This is a genomic window from Polyangium mundeleinium, from assembly GCF_028369105.1.
Classification (GTDB): Bacteria; Myxococcota_A; Polyangia; order Polyangiales; family Polyangiaceae; genus Polyangium; species Polyangium mundeleinium.
The window spans coordinates 6,613,560-6,631,286 of the sequence record NZ_JAQNDO010000001.1 but is presented as its reverse complement, the minus strand read 5'-3'; the positions used below and the strand labels follow the sequence as shown (position 1 = coordinate 6,631,286).

Annotated in this window: 10 protein-coding genes, 1 tRNA gene and 1 pseudogene; 11 read left to right on the top strand and 1 reads right to left on the bottom strand. The window is 66.7% G+C overall.

All coding sequences use genetic code 11. From position 1 onward, the window contains the following. The first annotated feature begins 476 nt into the window (after window positions 1-476). Entirely contained in the window at window positions 477-1,295 is an 819-nt protein-coding gene (locus POL67_RS26245) for a recombinase zinc beta ribbon domain-containing protein (protein ID WP_373372418.1), read from the top strand. Here the strand turns inward: POL67_RS26245 and POL67_RS26240 are convergent. Next, window positions 1,267-1,341 (bottom strand) — tRNA-Glu (locus POL67_RS26240). The genes POL67_RS26245 and POL67_RS26240 overlap by 29 nt on opposite strands. A gap of 794 nt (window positions 1,342-2,135) precedes the next feature. On the opposite strand from POL67_RS26240, the pseudogene POL67_RS54305 reads away from it, so the two are divergent. The 10 genes and pseudogenes from POL67_RS54305 to POL67_RS26195 form a co-directional block, all read left to right on the top strand. Beyond that, window positions 2,136-2,468 (top strand): annotated as a pseudogene (locus POL67_RS54305) (FHA domain-containing protein); the annotation flags it as partial. A 45-nt stretch (window positions 2,469-2,513) separates the two neighbouring features. Further along, window positions 2,514-3,926 (top strand): sigma-54 interaction domain-containing protein, encoded by a 1,413-nt coding sequence (locus tag POL67_RS26235; RefSeq protein ID WP_271921817.1) that lies wholly within the window; start codon window positions 2,514-2,516, stop codon window positions 3,924-3,926. Window positions 3,927-4,142: 216 nt separating this feature from the next. Beyond that, window positions 4,143-7,520: a serine/threonine-protein kinase gene (locus POL67_RS26230; protein ID WP_271921815.1), complete on the top strand. Its 3,378-nt coding sequence runs from the start codon at window positions 4,143-4,145 to the stop codon at window positions 7,518-7,520. Between the two features lie 145 nt (window positions 7,521-7,665). After that, window positions 7,666-8,313, top strand: coding sequence for a hypothetical protein (locus POL67_RS26225; protein ID WP_271921813.1), 648 nt, complete (start codon window positions 7,666-7,668; stop codon window positions 8,311-8,313). A 14-nt stretch (window positions 8,314-8,327) separates the two neighbouring features. Continuing rightward, window positions 8,328-9,602, top strand: coding sequence for a YcaO-like family protein (locus tag POL67_RS26220; protein WP_271921811.1), 1,275 nt, complete (start codon window positions 8,328-8,330; stop codon window positions 9,600-9,602). After that, on the top strand, window positions 9,599-10,381 hold the full coding sequence (locus POL67_RS26215) for a TfuA-like protein (RefSeq protein ID WP_271921809.1): 783 nt from the start codon (window positions 9,599-9,601) through the stop codon (window positions 10,379-10,381). Before POL67_RS26220 ends, POL67_RS26215 begins: the two co-directional genes overlap by 4 nt. Before the next feature lie 2 nt (window positions 10,382-10,383). After that, on the top strand, window positions 10,384-11,085 hold the full coding sequence (locus POL67_RS26210; RefSeq protein ID WP_271921807.1) for a hypothetical protein: 702 nt from the start codon (window positions 10,384-10,386) through the stop codon (window positions 11,083-11,085). A gap of 68 nt (window positions 11,086-11,153) precedes the next feature. After that, window positions 11,154-13,034, top strand: coding sequence for an AAA family ATPase (locus POL67_RS26205; RefSeq protein WP_271921805.1), 1,881 nt, complete (start codon window positions 11,154-11,156; stop codon window positions 13,032-13,034). A gap of 30 nt (window positions 13,035-13,064) precedes the next feature. Then, on the top strand, window positions 13,065-16,658 hold the full coding sequence (locus tag POL67_RS26200) for an effector-associated domain EAD1-containing protein (RefSeq protein ID WP_271921803.1): 3,594 nt from the start codon (window positions 13,065-13,067) through the stop codon (window positions 16,656-16,658). A gap of 27 nt (window positions 16,659-16,685) precedes the next feature. After that, a complete protein-coding gene (locus tag POL67_RS26195; protein ID WP_271921801.1) occupies window positions 16,686-17,660 on the top strand; it encodes a trypsin-like peptidase domain-containing protein in 975 nt (324 codons plus the stop codon). Window positions 17,661-17,727: the final 67 nt, after the last annotated feature.

Here is a 17,727-nt window from a genome sequence, read left to right as displayed (position 1 = left end):
CTTGACGGAGATGAGCCGATTGAATCCTGGTGGCTTTCTTGAAAATCGACCGCCGCCTGTATGCTGAGCGCGCTGCCGCTCCTCAGCCTGGCGAGCCTTCCGACGCCGCCTCCGGGCGCGCCGCAGGAGGTTTCGACCAGCGAGGTCACGACTGCCGAGGACAGTGAGTTCCTGAACGCAGCTATGTGCTGCAGCGGCGGCAGGAGGTGCGACGGAACGCCGGCCCCCGGAGTGTGCGGCAGTACAATTTGTGGAGGGGATTTCCGCCTATGGCAATGCACATTCAATGGCTGGAAGCAACTCCCGCAGGGTTGTAACTGTGACTGAGTGCGCATTCCGCTCAACTTGGGCAGAGCGCCCAGATGTCCGGATTCGGCAACCAAGACCTTCGCCCCCTCCGCCGATACAAGCGCCGCTGGAAGGTAGAGCGCCTCTTCGCCTGGCTCCAAAGCTCTTCCGAGTGGATCCGCACCGAGGTGCCCCATCTCCGGATCGTCGACGATGAGCTCTGGTTCGCCGTCCAGGCCCGGGCACAGGCGCAAGAGCACCGCGAGACCAGGCGTGGCGCCGGGCGGCCCGCGCGCCACCTCCTGTCAGGCCTTGCCCGCTGCGGTCAGTGCGGCGGACCGATGACCGTAACGAACGGCAAACGCAGCTACGAGACCGTGAAGGTCTACGGCTGCGCCTACAGCCGCGATCGAGGCAAGGCCGTCTGTACGAACACCCTGCGCCGGCCTGTGGACGGCATCAACGACGCCGTCGCCCGGTGGATCTCCCACACCGTTCTGTCCGAGGAGCTCCTTCTCGACGTGATCCAGCACGTGCGGATCCTCCTCGCCGAGCGGACGACCAAGACGACGACGGACCTACCGCGGATGGAGAAGGAAGCCACGCGGCTCCGGACCGAGATCGATCGTCTCGTCACGGCCCTGGCGACGATCGACCAGAAGCCCGAGGCCGTGATCCGCGCCATCGCCGACCGTCAAGAGGAGCTCTCCGCGCTCGAGGCCCGGCTCCGCGGGGCCAAGGCAGCGCCCGAGGCGATCCAGCTCGAACTCCGGCGGATGGAGGCGGAGGCCCGGCAACGGCTCGATGAGCTGAAGGGCACCCTGACCCGCAAGCCCGAGCAGGCCCGCGAGGTGATCAGCATGCTCTTCGAGGGCCCGATCAAGCTCACGCCGATCGAGACCCCCGAAGGGAAGCGGTTCTGGGTGGAGGGAGCCGCGAACCTGTGGGCCCTGTTCGCGGCTGGATGTCTTAAATCAGCGTCCCCAGCGGGATTCGAACCCGCGTAACAGCCTTGAAAGGGCTGGGTCCTGGGCCGGGCTAGACGATGGGGACGGGTGCTTCCGGGGAAGCGGGCGCGAACCCTAGCCCCCGCCGAGCCCGAACGCAAGAGCATTCCGCTCCCCCCTTGTTCACTATTTTGTGCCGTGAAGCACAGGTCCCCACGGCAACCGGCAATCCTCCCCTGGGTTGTCGCCGAACCATGCGTCCCAAGCTTCATCCACGCCTGCGTCCATCCCCCGACAGGCACGAGCGATGCGTGAGACAGGCTCCTGCCAGGACCCCGTGCCCCTACGGGTCGATCTCGTCCTCGGCGACTGGCTGCGTCGTTCGCCGGCCGATCGAGGTCGAACGAGCGGCGGCACGGCCTCGTGCCTCCAGAGACACGACCCCGTGGCCCCGCTGCGTTGTCGCCCTGCCCTGCCCCCTCGGAACCGTGCTTCGACCCACCCGCCTCGAACCCCGGAGGGCACGACCCCGAGTCTCCGGAGACTCGGCCTCGTCCCCCTCGACGCGCTCCCTCGTGCCCCCGTGCACGCGTCCTCGCCTTCGCTCCAAACACGCCCCCGCGGCCGACACGCTCGCCGTCGTTGGGGATCGTGACGGGGACCAGGCGTCCGTGAGAGAGGCTCGCCGGTGGTACGGGACGGGCCAGGCTCTCATCTCCATGACGCTCGGAGCGCCACGGGGACGGGCACCCGACTGCGGACCGAGGCAGGCTCCACCCAGGCGATACGCCTCCTGGTCGTACGCGAGGAGCGCACGCTCGCCCGGCACGGGGAGATGCTGAGGTTCGTCACGAAAAGCTGACTCGCGTGGCAGGATTTTGTAGGATCCGTAACGCTGCCATGACCACGAAAAACAACAGCGACATACCTGATCAGACGAGCACGGAGCCGATGCCTCTGGGCGCGCCTTCAGCGCCTCCCCTATCGTTTGGGGTCAAACTCGTCTTCTTCACCCGCGACGGGGTCGAACGCGCGCAGCTCGACCCGGGCAAGCCCCTGGTGGTGGGCCGAGGCCAGGAGGCGAACCTGCGCATCTACGAGGCCCAGCTCTCGCACACGCACGCGAGGTTCACGCTCCACGAGGATGGCGTGCTGGTCGAGGACCTCGGGTCCAGAAATGGCGTCTGGCGTGCGGGGCAGCGGGTCCCGAGCGCGAAGCTCGTGCCAGGCGACGAAATCTACCTGGCCACGGTCATCGTTCGGGTCTTCGCCCTCGGTATGGCCTTCGAGCCGAACCTCGTCGAAGAGCCGACCTTCCGGAGCCAGCTCGAGGAGGAGCTGAGGCGAACTCGATTCTCGGGCCGGTCCCTTGCGGTCCTCGCGGTGAGCCCCGGAGAGAATGCGGCCGAGGGGACGCGGGGGACATGGGTGATGCATCTCGAACCGCAACTTCGGGAGAGGATTCATCGAATCTATCTGTACGTGCCGAACATCGCGCTGATCCTGCTCCCGGAGATCGACGCGGCCGAGGCGCAGAGGGTTGCGCGTAGCATCGCCGCCGGGGCCCTGCCGGCCATCGGTCCCCGCTACGTAGGGATGGCACTTCATCCAGGCGACGCGAGCACGGCGGACAAGCTCATCGAGGTGGCGCGTCAGAACCTGAGGCAGGCGCGCCCGGGGGGGCCCGCGCTGGGTACGCAGGCAGGAGGTGACGGCGGCGAAGACAAAGAGCCCCCGATCTTCGGCGACAAGATGCAGGAGCCGCTGAACCTGCTGCGGCGCGTTGTCGACGCACGCGTCCTGGTGCTCCTCCTCGGCGAAACCGGTACGGGCAAGGAGGTGCTGGCCAAACTCTTTCATGCGAGCGGGCCGCGGTCAAAGAAGCCGTTTGTCCCCATCAATTGCGGCGCGATCCAGGAATCGCTCCTCATGAGTGAGCTGTTTGGCCACGAGAAAGGCGCCTTCACCGGCGCCGACAAGGATCGGCTGGGCGCCTTCAGGGAGGCCGATGGCGGTACGCTGTTCCTCGACGAGATCGGGGAATTGTCGTCGGACGCGCAGAAGACGCTGCTCCGGGTGCTCCAGGACCACGCCGTCACCCCCGTGGGATCCTCGCGCCCGCACAAGGTCGACGTGCGGATCATCGCGGCGACGCACAGGAAGCTGGCAAAAATGGTCGACGAAGGCAGCTTCCGCGAAGATCTCTATTACCGGTTGAGCACCTTCATGGTGGAGATCCCGCCGCTGCGCGAGCGGAAAGACGACATCGAACCGCTCGCCGAGTTCTTCCGGAGAAAGGCCAACCGGGAGAATGGCCGGAACGTGCAGGGCTTCTCGGCCGAGGCCATGGCCCTGCTCCTCGCGCACCGCTGGCCGGGCAACGTGCGCCAGATGGAGAACGTCGTGGTAAGGGCGGTCTTGATCGCCGAGGGGAACCTGATCCAGCCAGAGGACCTGCCGAAGGCCGTACGCTTGGCGCAGCCCGAGCCGGCGACGCCGTCCGTTGGCGGATTGAAGGCGGAGACGGAGCAACTGACGCAGCAGTTCGAGAAGCAGCGGATCCAGGCTGTGTTGCAGGATACGAACTGGAACCGGCGCAAGGCGGCAGAGAAGCTTGGGATCCCCTACCCGACGCTGCTGCGCCGTATGAGGGAGTACAGCATCAAGCCCCCCAAGCCGGAGGACAGTTGATCAGGTTTGACAGACCCCTTGATCAAACCTGATCAACTCGACCAACCCCCCCTTTAGGGCATCCCCTGCGTTTTTCCGGGAAATCCGCAGCGGGGGGAGGCGGCACGCGCGCTGCATATCGCCCTGGGCATGAGCGCGAGCGACGTATCGACGACCCTGCTGCTGGAGCTTGGGGACACGACAGGGCCTGACTCCACGCGCACCTGGCCTCTTACCATGAGCGAACAGCCTTTGAAAGCGCCCCCTCCCCCTCCCTTTTTTGGCCCCTATCAGACGACCGGTACGACGCTCGGCAAGGGCGGTATGGGCGTGGTGTACGAGGCCACGCACGTCCATACCGGCGAGGTCGTGGCCATCAAGACGTTGCACGGGGGAGCCGCGTCCTCCCAAGACCTCGATGCCATCCGCCACGAGATCCGCGCGCTGCGGCGGCTGCGCCACCCGGGGATCGTGCCCGTCGTCGACCACGGGGACCAGGACGGGGTGCCGTGGATGGCCATGCAATGCCTCCGCGGACGCACCCTGCACGACCACCTGCGCGCCCTCTGGACAAACACCGGGGCCTCGCCCGTGCTGGTCCACCTGCTCACGCTGATCCGCCGCCTCTGCGCGCCGCTCGCTTACCTGCACGGCGAGGGCCTGGTGCATCGCGATCTGAAGCCTCGAAACGTTTTCCTTCAAGACGACGACCGCCCGGTGCTCGTCGACCTCGGGATTGCCACGCGCTTCGGCGGCGCCGCCGGCCGGGAGGAGCTCGATATCGGGACGTGGGCGGGCACCTTGGCGTACATGGCGCCCGAGCAGCTCCAGGGCGAACTCGTCGACGCGCGCGCGGACCTTTATGCGCTCGGCTGCATCCTGCACGAATGCGTGACGGGCAAACCTCCCTTCGTGGCTCCGATGAGCGTCGTCCGCGCCCAGCACCTCGACCACCCACCCAGCCCTCCCTCGCTCCACAATCCGGCCATTCCCCGGGAGCTCGACACGCTCATCCTTCGGCTCCTCGCAAAGGTCCCCGAAGATCGGCTGGGCTACGCCGTCGATGTCGGCGCGGCGCTGGTCGCCCTGGGCGCCAAGGCAGAGCCCGAGGCGCCGTTGCAGCCCTACCTGTATCGGCCGCCGTTCGAAGGCCGCAAAGAGGCCAAGGCCGCGCTGGAGAAGGCGGTGTACAGCGTGGCGCACGAGCGGCGTGGCGGACTTTGGCTCGTTCGCGGCGAGAGCGGCATGGGGAAGACCCGGCTGGTCATGGAGCTCGGCCCCACGATTAACCGGCTGCGCAATGACCCCTCCCTCACGATGAACGTGCTCACGGCCACGTGCCCCTCCCCCGGCGCGGGCGCGGCCCCGCTCTCGCCTCTCCGCCCCTGGCTGCGCACCGCGGCCGATCTCGTGAGGCACTCCCGGGAGGAAGCGGATCACGTCTTTGGACCCCGCGGCCGTATCCTTTCGCGTTATGAGCCCACGCTGCTCCAGTTGCCGGGCCAGGACGAACAGCCGGAGCCCCCTCCCCTGGCGCCGGAGAAGGCACGCGCGCGGGTGGTCCGCTCAATGCTCGAGGTGCTCCGGGCGCTCGCGGCGCAAGGGCCGGTTCTCTTCGTGCTCGACGATGTGCAATGGGCCGACGACCTGACGCTCGACGTGCTCGAAGCCTTCGCAAACGCCGATCTCGCCCAGTACGGGACCCTTCTCGTGGCCACCTACCGCAGCGAGGAAGAGAGCCCCGCGATCTGCGAACTGGCAAAACACAGGCACGTCTCGACCCTCGCGTTGGAGCGGCTGGATGCCGGGAGCGTGGTCAAGATCGTGGCCGGGATGCTCGCGCAGCGCGAGCCGCCCCGCGCCGTGCTCGACGCGCTCGTGCACCAGGCGAACGGCAATCCGTTTTTCATTTCGCAGTATCTCCACGCCGCCCTGGAGAGGGGCATTTTGCGGCGGGATCCCGACGGTCGATTTTGCTTCGACGCCCATCGCGCCGGCGCGGCCATCGCGTCGCTGCCGCTGCCGGAGACGGTGGAAGAGCTGATCAGGGCCCGGCTCGATAGGCTCGACGCCGAGGGGCAGGCGCTCGCACAATGGGCGGCGGTGCTGGGGGAGGATCTCGACGAGGCGCTCCTTCTTGAAGGCGCCAAGGACAAGGCCGCTGCCACCGCGGCGTTCGATACGCTGCTGGCGCGGAGGATCCTGGAGGTGACCCAGGCCGGCCGGCTGCGCTTCTTCCACGACAAGCTCCGCGAGATCGCTTATGCGCGGATCGATTTGCAGGCGCGGGCCGCGTGGCACGGGCGCGCGGGGGAGGCGCTCGCGGCGCGCTTCGGGAGAGCAAAGGAGAAGGCGGCGACGCTCGGGCATCACTTCGATCGCGCGGGGATATACGAGAAGGCCACCCAATACTTTGCCAGGGCCGCGGTGTGCGCCCCGGATGTCAACAGCGCCATCCCCCTCTACGAGGCGGCCCTCGCCACGCTGCGGAAGACGGCGAGCACCGAGGCCAGGCGGGCCGAAATGGCCCGTCTCCACGAGCGGCGTGGTGATGCGCTGACGCTTCTTGCGAAGTACGAGGACGCACGGGCGGCGTACACCGCCGCGCTGGAGGCGAACCCCGAGGCGCGGCCTGTCGACCGAGCCCGGAGGCTGCGCAAGCGCGGTACGGCCTGGCAACTGAACGTAGCATTCCCCGAGGGGCTCGCCCAGTACGACGAGGCGGAGGCCGCGCTCGGGGAGGGGCCGCGGTTGAAGGCGTGGTGGAACGAATGGCTGAGGATCCAACTGGAGCGAATTTCGATCCATTACCAACTGGCCAACGTGCAGGAGACTTCCCGGCTCCGCGCCGCGATCGATCCGGTGATGGAAGCATGGGGGACGGCCAAGGTGCGCGTGCATTACTTCGCGGCGCTGACGCAGCACAATCTTCGGCTGGAGCGATACGCGTGCTCTGCCGAGACGTCGCGTTACGCCCGAAAAGGCGTGGCGGCCGCGCGAAGGGCTGGCGACACACACGAGCTGCTCGGCGCGCGGTTCAACCTCGCCCTCATCCACTGGATGGGCGGCAGGCATGAGAAGGCCGAGCGCGAGCTGGTCGATACACTCTTCGAGGCCAAAAACAATCACGTTCGTGACCTCCAGACGCGTTGCTCGATCTACCTCGCGACGGTGATGAGGGCCCAGGGCCGGGTCGAGCAGACGGAGAAGCGTGCGCAGGAGAGCCTCCTCTTGTCCCAAGAAGAGAACGCGCAGGCGTACGTCGGGGTCGCGCAGGGAAACCTGGCATGGGTCGCACTCCAGCGCGGAAATGGCGCGGAGGCTGAACGGCTGGCGCAGGAGGCGATCACACGATGGATGCCGCGCAACACGTTCCCCTTCCAGTGGGTGGCTAGAATGCCGCTGTGCGCCGCGCTGTTCGAGCGGGGCGATCTGGCAGGGGCCATCGAGCAGGTCAACGCCGTGCTCGCGCCGAATATGCAACAACGACTGCCGCAGCGCCTCGCGCTCGCGCTCGCGCAGGCGGTCGATTCTTTCGCCACGGGCCAGACAGCCCAGGCACGGCGCGAGCTGCGCAAAGCGCTCCGCCTCGCCGAGCAGCGCGGCTACGTGTGAACTGAGCTGACAGCAAGTCAGGCCTGACGACAAGGACTTTGGCGGGCGCCGCGAACGGCCGCACGGCACCCGTCTGCCCGGAGGTTGCGGCCACGGACGCCGAACGTGCGTCCATTGCATGCAGAAAGGAAGAAGGAGAACCATCATGATTCAGCAAGTCACGTGCAACGACGATCGCAGGGGATTGCTCTTCACCATCAACCAGGAGTCGAGCCCGGTCTACCAGCTCGAATCCCAGGCCTGGGCCCGGCCGGAGAACCGATGGAGCGCGGCGGATATCCCGCAATCGATCCGCGACAAGGTGGCCCAGCTCGAGCAAACCGGCAAGCCGGGCGCCTTCGTGCGGTTCATGCAGGGCGAGACCGGGGTGTACGTGCTCTGCGAGAAGAACATCCGCACCCTTCCCGAGCGCGCCGACGACGAGATCCAGGCCGATCTGCCCAACGAGGGCGGTGAGGGGCCCACGCTCTCGCCTTACGACATCGTGATCCACGCCAAAGGGGGCACGATTCAATCGGAGAACGGCGATAGGATCGAGACCACGGAGGGCTCGTATTACGTCATCCCCTGCCAGAGCTGGGGCCGCTTCATCCTCGAACAGCACCTCCGGCCCGGCCACGTCGAGACGACCAAGGAGTTTCTGCTGCTGCTCGATAGCTTGCATGGGCAAAACTTCCTCGCGATGAGCCCGGACAAGCCCATCGAGATCCATATGCCCGAGATGGAGGATCCGATCCCCGCCATCATTCCGATCACCTGCTACGTCCTCAACCTCGCCCACTTCAAGCGCTGATCGCGAGCCCCACCATGTCGTCCCACCACGATTCCCCCGGCGCGGATCGGCCTTCGAGCCCCGCGCCGGCGGTTCCCAAGCAATTCATGGCCGGCACCCATCGCACCATCTCCCCCGAGGAGACCGTCGCGCGGGTGCGGCCCTTCCTGCCCATCCTGGGCATCACCCGCATCGCCGACGTCACCGGCCTCGATACCCTCGGCGTGCCGGTGGTGATGGTCATACGCCCGAATTCGCGCTCGATCTCCGTCTCGCCCGGCAAGGGCCTCACCCTCGACGCCGCGCGCGCCTCGGGCGTGATGGAGTCGATCGAGCACTGGCACGCCGAGCGTATCCTGCACCCGCTCAAGCTGGGCAGCGTCAACGAGATGCGCTTCGGCCACTGCCTGCTCGACGTAGGGGGCTTGCCGCGCCTCTCCCTCCAGAGGTTCCACGACAACCTGTGCTTGCACTGGGTGCTCGGAGAGAACCTGGTCGGCAACGCGCCCACCTGGGTCCCATTCGAGATCGTGCACACGAATTATTCGTTGCCCCTGGTCGCGGCCAGCGGCGCATTCGTGATGAGCTCGAACGGCCTCGCCTCCGGCAATCACCCGCTGGAGGCGCTGAGCCACGCCATTTGCGAGCTCGTCGAGCGCGACGCCGCCACGCTCTGGCACCTCTCGGGAAAGGAGATGAAGCGGCGCACCCGGCTCGACCTCTCCACGGTGGACGACCCGGGCTGCATGGAGGTCCTGGGCCGCATCGAGCGCGCCGGCGTCCTCGCTGTTGTCTGGGATTTGACCTCGGACATCGGAATCCCGACTTATTGCTGCACCCTCGTCGACCGCGAGCCAAACCCCGCGCGCCCCCTCGCGCCCATGATTGGCTTTGGCTGCCACCCCGCCCGCGGGATCGCGCTGCTGCGCGCGATAACCGAGGCGGCTCAATGCCGGCTCACCGTGATCACCGGCGCGCGCGACGACGTCCGCGCCCGTGGCAACGGACCTGAGGAGGATCTCTGCGCGGCCCTGCGCTTCGTCGGCGAGCACGGCGCGGAGCCTGCCGAGCGCGCATTCTCGGATGCCCCGGATCACGCGGGCGAAACCCTCGACGACGACGTGGCCTGGGAAGTGGACCGCCTGCGCGCGGCGGGCCTGCATGAGATCGTCGCCGTCGATCTCACGCGGCCCGAGCTGCGGATCCCCGTGGTCCGCGTGGTGATCCCCGGACTCGAGCCGCTCTACGACATCCCCGGATACATCCCCGGCGCCCGCGCGCAGCGGCGCCTCGCGGAGCGAACGTCATGAAGCTCTATATCTTCACCGGGCCGACCCTCTCCGCGGCGGAGGGGAAACCATGGCTCGACGCGATCTTCCTGCCGCCCGCGGCCCAGGGCGACGTGTACCTGGCCGCGCGTGAAAAGCCGCTCGCGATTGGCATCATTGACGGCTATTTCGAGCGCGTCCCGTCGGTATCGCACAAGGAGATCCTGTGGGCCATGGCGCAGGGGGTGCACGTCCTCGGCGCGGCCAGCATGGGTGCGCTGCGCGCGGCCGAGCTGTCGTTCTTCGGCATGGCGGGCGTGGGCGCGATTTACGAGGCCTACGCGCGCGGCGAGCTCGACGCCGATGACGAGGTGGCTGTGGCCCACGCGCTGGCCGAGGACGGGTATCGCCCCCTGAACGAGGCGCTGGTGAACATGCGCGCGACGCTGCACGCGGCCGAGAGGGCAGGCGTGATCCCGGCCGATACACGCGCCCGATTGGAGGCCATCGCGCAGGCGACGTTCTATCCGGACCGTTGTTATCCGCTCCTGCTCCGGCAAGCGGCGAACGACGGATTGCCGGCCGAGCACCTGGAGGCATTGAAGGCGTTCTTGCCAGGAGGGCGCGTCGATCGGAAGCGCCTCGACGCGATCGCTCTCTTGCAGGTGATGGCGGAGCGTTTCGCCGGCGACGCCGCACCGAAGCAGGTCCGTTACCACTTCAATCCTACCGACGCCTGGGAGTGCATCCGCACGCGCGCGGAGAGCAATGCCCTCATGGCGGCGACGATGCCGACAACAACGACGACCAAGGAGGTTTGACCATGAAGATCACGGAAACGAATTTCTTGTCCCCGCTCGGCGTCCTTATCCTCGGCTGGCTGCTCGGGCACACCGAAGGGGGGACGGCGAGCAAGATCGAAACCGACATCGGCCCGCTCCTTCAGCTGTGGCGGAGCACCAAAGCCGAGCGGCTCCAAGGTATCACCGCGGAGATTTCGCTGCTTGTGAAGGCAGGGTTGCTCAAGTCGGTACGGAGAGCCTCTTACCAGCTTACGCCAAATGGCAGGGTCGAGATCCTCAAAGCGCTCCAGCTCTCGTCGCTCCCCAAAAGCGCGGACTGGAGGACCCTCAAGATCCGGATCTTCCTCGTCTTCATCGTCCTGTTGATGACCACCCTGTTGAACGGGGTGCAGGCTGCGCCGCCGCCCCCAGAAAAAAAGCTGCTGCCCCTGCCCAAGGACGACGGCACCTTCGCGCAGCGCGTGCTTTCGGCCGCGCGGTCGTCGAAGACCGGGCGGTTCGGCGAGAACAAAGTCTTCGTCTCGCACGTCATCCGGCAGCTCGAAGGCGAGGGTTTTGCCATTGGCGATGTGAAGGTATTCAAGGAGCGCCTCGTCACGGCCCATCGCGGCAAGCTCCTGGCGCTGAGCCGCGCCGATCTGGTCCAGGCCATGGAACCGGCGGACGTCGAGGCCTCGGAGATCGGCCACCTGAACGGGACGTTCCATTTCGTACGCATCTGAGGCGGACGCTGGGCAGGGCCCCGGGCGACGCACATCGACGCCACGAGAAAGAAAGGATGGATAATACGATGACGGAGCACGATGCCTTGCTCAGGGTGTTTTTGTCGGGAGCCAAGAAAGACCTGTTCCACTCCGTGGAGCACCGGAGCCAGATCTGGCGGGAGGATCCGTTCGATGTCGAGTCCGTGCACGCCGATGCACGGGCGCAGTTCCAGCGGCTGCTCGCGCATGCGACGACCCCGCCGGGGCTCGACTCGGGCCGGATCCTCATGCTCCTCGGGGAGTCCGGCAGCGGAAAGACGCATCTGCTCCGCGCCTTCCGCAATCACGTTCACGTCCATGGGCTCGGGTTCGTCGGCTATATGCAGATGTCGACGTCGATCACGAGCTACCCCCGCTACCTCATGAGCAACCTGATCGACTCGCTCGATCAGGCCTATTACGAGTCCGCGGGCACGGGGTCGGGGCTGCTCCGGCTCTCCAACGCGATCGCGTCACGATGTGGCGATCCAGATGCAATCCGGGCCCTCAACGAAAAGGCGAGCCTCAGCGCGGGCGATATCATCGATCTGGTGGAGCGCGCCGCGGACCGGCTCATCGCGCATCCCCGCTACGCCGACCTCGATCTGGACCTCGTCCGCGCCCTGCTTTTCTTGCAGCGCCATGAGCCCGCCCTGAAAAAGCGGGTCGTGAAGTACCTGCGCTGCGAGGCGCTCGTGGAGGGGGACCGGCGCTTCCTCGGCAGCATCTCGCCCAAGGCCGGCGACGACGACGCCCAGCGGCTCGTCGAGGAGCTGGGGCGGCTGATCGCTGCCTTCGACAACCGCTCGCTCATCCTTTGCGTGGATCAATTCGAGGATACCTGGCACTCCGGCGACGCCGCGCCGGAGTTCCGGCGCGTGACGTCTTCGCTTTGCGGCGTGGCCGATCAGGTGCCCTCGTCGATCATCGTGATCGCCTGCCTCGAGGACTACTATGCGATGCTGCGGTCCCGGCTCTCCCTCTCGACGCTGGATCGACTCGAACATGATCCCGCGCCCGTCCGACTCGTGGCCGAGCGCAGCGCGGACGAGATTGAAAACATCATCGCCCAGCGCCTCGGATATCTCTACGAGACCGCGGGCGTGAAGCCGGCGCATGGCGTCGTGGATCCGCTCTACCCCTTCCCCCGTGATTTCGTGCTGGGACGCGACGGGATGCGCTTCCGAGACGTGCTCAACGCCTGCCAGCGGTTTCGTGAGGCATGCATCGAGGCCGGCCGTATTGTGGATCCGAAGGGGTTCTTCCTGACGCAACCCACCCCGAGCATCAGCACCGATGCCCTGGATGCAAAGGCCGTCAAGGAGAAGATCGAGCGGGATTGGAACGATTTTCTCGCTCAGTATGGCGAGGATCAAACCGAGTCGGAGGTCGAGATCGTCAAGCTTTTCGGCTGGGCGGTCGAGAATTGCGCAGAGGGGCTGAACGGTGGCTACCGCTTCGACGTCACCGTCAAGGGAGAGTCGCTCAATATCCGCCTCATGGTTCCCTGTGGGAATGGTGATCATGGCCTCGGCGAGGAGATCTTCGTGGCGCTCTGCAACCGCGCGCCCCAGGGCAGCGGGCTTCACAGACAGGTCCAGGCAGCACGCAAGGAGGCAAAGCAGCGAGTCCTCGCGATCCTGCGCAGCACCGAGTTCCCGACGAGCCGGAAGACGGTCATCTGGAAAGCGATCGACGACATCACCAAGAACGGAGGTCGCAAGGCCGTCCTTGAGCAGAGCCACCAGCGCATGCTCGCCGCGTTCCGTAAATTCCGCAGCGAGCAGGGGCAGCGCCCCCATTTTCAAGAATGGCTGCGGGAGGGGAAGCACCTCTCCAAGATCCTGCCCATCAGCCACATCCTCGACCTCGAAAACCTCGAACGTTTCGAGAAGGCGCGCGGCTCCCGCCCGGCCTCTCGCGCCTGACCTCCACGCGGCCACCGAGGCGAGGAAGAAATGGGCAGCGAGATCATCGATTACGAGGACGAGCAGTTCCGAGACGCCCCGTTCTTCGGGCGCACGGACGTGCTCGAAAAGCTCCGCCTCCTGCTGACCGGGGACCGGACCCCGGGCCGTGGATGGGTGCTCCTGAAAGGGAGCCCCGGGATCGGCAAGACCGCCATCGTCCACCAGTTCCTCGACATGCTGCCGGAGGGGACGCCGTACCACTTCATCCGGAGCGGCTACAGGGGTTCGGATCGCCCCGCCGTGATCGTGCAAAACCTCTGCGCCGGCATCGAGAACCTCTTCCCGCAGCGGGCCAACCCCGAGCTGCCCGTGGAGGCGCGCCTCGGCGATCTGCTTCGGCGTGTCGCGAAGCACCAGCTCGTACCCGGCGATCAAAGACTGATCCTGGTAATCGACGGGCTCGACGAGGTCGTCGGCGCCGAGGCGAGTCAAAACCCGCTGCCGAGCTTCCTGCCCAGCGACTTGCCGCGTGGGGTCGTGATCCTCTGCGCCTCCAGACCCATGCACCCGCACCTCGAATGGCTCATGCAGCTCGGCGCGCGCTGCATCGACCTCGATCAAAGCGAATGGCAAGACTCCAACGAGGCCGCCGTCCGCGCCTTCTGGGAGCACCACGCGGGCTTGTTCATGCCGCCCCTCGAGGAGGCGTTCATCGAGGAGGCCGTTCGCCGCGCAGGGGGAAACCAGCTCCACGCCATCCTGCTGCGCGAATGGATCGAGGAACAGCCAGTCGAGCGACGCGCCGCCACGAACATTCCCCGGGGGCTCGACGGTTTCCTGATGCAAATTTGGGCCAGGCTTCACGCGCCCAACGAGACGGATCACGAACTCGTCGTGCGAGGCCTCGGTATCGCCTGTGCTGCCCGCGAGGCGCTCGCAGGCCACCATTTCGGCGAGCTGCTCGGGGGCTCGACGAGCGTCAGCGAAGCCTTCTTACAGGCGACCCGCCCGTTTCTACGGGAGGAGCACGCGCCATGGCTCCAGGGTCGGCCCGCGTATCGGCCGTATCACGAGTATTTCCGCGCGTTCATCGTGGGGAGAATTGGGCCCCGGTTGTTGCGTGGGTTCAACCGCCTGCTCGCCGACACGCTCGCGGCGTGGCCGGTCGAGGACGGCGATCCTTTCCGGCGAGCGTATGCCCTCCGTCACGCAGTGGCACATAGGCTCGAAGCCGGGGACATCGACGAGGCGTATCGTCTTTGCGTGGACGTCGGCTATCTCGACGCGAAGTGCCGCGAGCTCAGCGTGGCTGCGATCGAGCGAGACTTCGAGGCTGTCATCCGCGCCCGCGGCGGGGACGCGTCCCTCGACCTCTCTGCCATTCTCGCTGCCGTCAGCGCAGAGTCGAGCCAGCTCTGCGCGTATCCCGGGTCGCTCCCTGCGCTGCTCTACAACCGTCTGCGCTGCGCTGGGTGGTCCCATGTGCGGATCGCGCGGCTCCTGCACTTCGACGCCGAGCCCCCGCCGCTGCGGCTCTTCCATGGCGTTCGCCTCGGACCGACGCGGCTGCGCGCGTTTCTGGGCCACGACAAGCTCGTCTCCGCTTGCGTCGTGACCCCGGACGGCGGCCATGTCCTCTCGGCATCCGCCGACCGCAGTCTTCGCCTCTGGTCGCTGCGCTCCGGGGATTGCGTGAAGATCCTGAAGGGGCACGATGACGACCTCACGTCATGCGCCCTGACCCCCGACGGCAAGATCGCGGTCAGCACCTCCAACGATACAACGACGAGGATCTGGGATCTCGCCGCGGAGCGCTGCCTGGATACGCTGGACAACGGCAATCGCTGGGCGACCACCTGCGCGCTCGCGCCGGAGGGTCGACACTTGGTGATCGGCTCCGACGATGGAACCCTCACGGTATGGGATCTTCCCTCGCGCCAGCGCATTGCCACCTGGTCGGGACATGACCATTACGTAACGGCGTGCCTCGTCACCCCTTCTGGAAAGCTGGTCTCCGCTTCGCGTGATCAATCGGTGCGCGTGTGGGACCTCGAAACGGGCGAATGTATCCACACGCTGCGTGTCATCGAGGCGGCGCCTTCACGTGCTGCGCGGCGGACGGAGGATCAAGGGTGGATCAACGCGCTCGCGCTGCTGCCGGATGGGTGGCACGTCCTCGCGGCGGCAGGGGACGGGTCCCTCTATCGGTGGGATCTCGTGTCCGGCGAGTGTGTCCAGCACCTCGGCGCGGGACAGGGGCGCGTCGATGCATGCGTGATCCTCCACGACGGCCGCCACGTGCTTTGTGGTCTGGCCGATGGGACAGCCGCGGTATGGGATCTCGCGAGGGAGCAGCGGGTCCTCGGCTTTCGTGCACACGAAGGCGCCGTGGCTGCCTTCGCAGCGACGGCGGACGGTCAGCGCATTCTGTCGGGCTCCCATGATCGCACGCTCCGGCTCTGGGAACTCGGCGGGCCGGAAAGCCTGGGATTGCAGGACGGGCACGATGCAGCGGTGACCGCGTGCGCCATGACGCCCGACGGGCGCATCGCCGTCTCCGCATCCGAGGACGGAACGCTGAAGATATGGGACGTGGAGACGGGCGCGTGCCACAGGACGTTATCCATCTACGCCGACGTCGTGACGGCATGTGCCATTTCTGCGGACGGGCGGAGGGTGCTGCTGGGCGGGCAAAACGGGAGCGTGCGGGTGTGGGACGTCGACAGCGACCACCTCCAAGACGCCGCGGGGCACCGGGACCCGGTGAGCGGCTGCGTGGTGCTGCCCGACGGCAGGATGATCACGAGCTCGCGCGCCGCCGATGGGGTGCTCTTGCTGAGGGATTCGAGCGATATCACGTGCACCACGGAGCTTGCCGTGCACGGCGCCAGCGTGGATAGCCTCGCCACGACGACGGACGGCACCCGTGCCCTGTCGGTCTCGCGGAGCGGGATGGCCTATGTATGGGATGTCGCGTCTCGCTGCTCGATTCGGGCCTTGTTCAGCCCGGCGAGTCCTCGTTGTGGTGCCCTCACGCCCGACGGGCAGCACGTGGTGCTGGCGCGTCAGGACGGCAAGCTCGAATTTATCGAGATCCAGAGCCGCAGGGTCGTGCGCGTGATCCAGGGGCATACCAAGTGCGTCTTCGGATGCGCGGTGTCCGCGGACAGCGTGCGGGTGATCGCAGCCTCCGAGGACGGCACGGTGCGAGTCTTCAGCCTGGAAACTGGGCGCTGCCTCGCGACGCTCCCCTTGGCGTGCGGGTTTCGCTGCATTGCAGTCGCCACGGGTCGAATCTGTGTCGGCGACGAGCAGGGGAACCTGTGGATGATCACCGACGACACGGGGAAGCCCGCGCGGGGGGGCCTGCTGACGAGGGAGGAGGTGACGAGGCTGCGCGACGCATTGGCGAGGCTCTACGTGACGTCCGAGGCTGCACAGCGCTTCGCCCATGACGTCGGCCTCGATGCGACGCGGCTCCATTGGATGGGGAGAGGCTGGGAGATCTGGAACTCGATCTGCGCGGAGGCTGAAAAGCAGCGCCGCGTCGAAGAACTGTTGCTGCGTGCGTTGAAAGAATATCCGAGAGACCCGGAGCTCATCGAGCTGGAGAGGCAGCTTTCCCTACGAAGGCGCCGGTGAATCGAAGAGCGAGGAGAGGACGAGACCATGAACTTCGACAAACGAACCCTGCGAGAGGCATTGGCAAGGAAGTATCCGACCGTGGACGAGGCGCGCCAGTTCGTGACCGACGTCGGCCTGGACATCATCCGGATCGAATTCAAAGGTCGCGCCGATCTCACCTGGTTCAGCATCCTGGACGAGGCCAACAAGCAGGGCGAGGCACAGGTACGCGCGGTGCTCTTGCACGCGATTGAGCAGCACCCCGGCGACGAGGGATTGCGGCGCCTGCTGAACGGGAGTGACGTGCGTTATGCCGAGGGGCCGGACATCTCCGCGCTCACCTGGCGTGGCCGCGGCGGCCAGACCCCCGAGAAGATCTTCGGCAAGCAGAGCGCGCTCGTCCCCGTGAGCTTCCTGGAGGTGGGCATCCGCCGGGCGCATGCCGTGGTGCGTATCCAGTGCGCCGACGGCTCGCTCGGCACGGGGTTTTTGATACCGGACAACCGCCTCGTCACCAACCACCACGTTCTTCCCGACCGAGACATCGCAGCCGGGGCCAAGGTGCATTTCAACTACCAGAAAACCGCCGATAGCCGGGACGCCGCGGTGGAGGAACTGCCCCTCGATCCCGATGCCTTCTTCGCCACGTCCCGCGAGGACGATTGCACGATCGTCAAGGTGAAGGGCGATCCCTCGACGCGCTGGGGAGCGATCGAGCTGCAACCGACCCGCATCCGGATCGACGATCGCGTCAACATCATTCAGCACCCTGGCGGCGATCAGAAGCAGCTCTCGTTCTTCCACAACCTGGTGGCTTACGTGGGCGAGGGCCGCGTGCAGTACCTGACGGACACCCTCCCCGGCTCCTCGGGCTCGCCCGTCTTCGACAAGGAGTGGCGGCTGGTCGCGGTGCACCACAGCGGCGGCTGGATCCCCGAGCCGGGCTCGAAGGACCGTTTCTTCCGCAACGAAGGGATCCTCGTCGACCGGGTCGTCGAGCTACTCCGGCGGGCCTGCTGAGGCAACGCCGCGGCACGGACTCCGGTCGCTCACACACCACACCTCGGTGCACCGCGTGATCGGCCCG

What these genes read in the sequence shown, in the direction of transcription:
- POL67_RS26235 (WP_271921817.1), top strand. Translation starts at nt 2,514, where the DNA reads ATGGCCTTCGAGCCGAACCTCGTCGAAGAGCCGACCTTCCGGAGCCAG.
- POL67_RS26230 (WP_271921815.1), top strand. Translation starts at nt 4,143, where the DNA reads ATGAGCGAACAGCCTTTGAAAGCGCCCCCTCCCCCTCCCTTTTTTGGC.
- POL67_RS26225 (WP_271921813.1), top strand. Translation starts at nt 7,666, where the DNA reads ATGATTCAGCAAGTCACGTGCAACGACGATCGCAGGGGATTGCTCTTC.
- POL67_RS26220 (WP_271921811.1), top strand. Translation starts at nt 8,328, where the DNA reads ATGTCGTCCCACCACGATTCCCCCGGCGCGGATCGGCCTTCGAGCCCC.
- POL67_RS26215 (WP_271921809.1), top strand. Translation starts at nt 9,599, where the DNA reads ATGAAGCTCTATATCTTCACCGGGCCGACCCTCTCCGCGGCGGAGGGG.
- POL67_RS26210 (WP_271921807.1), top strand. Translation starts at nt 10,384, where the DNA reads ATGAAGATCACGGAAACGAATTTCTTGTCCCCGCTCGGCGTCCTTATC.
- POL67_RS26205 (WP_271921805.1), top strand. Translation starts at nt 11,154, where the DNA reads ATGACGGAGCACGATGCCTTGCTCAGGGTGTTTTTGTCGGGAGCCAAG.
- POL67_RS26200 (WP_271921803.1), top strand. Translation starts at nt 13,065, where the DNA reads ATGGGCAGCGAGATCATCGATTACGAGGACGAGCAGTTCCGAGACGCC.
- POL67_RS26195 (WP_271921801.1), top strand. Translation starts at nt 16,686, where the DNA reads ATGAACTTCGACAAACGAACCCTGCGAGAGGCATTGGCAAGGAAGTAT.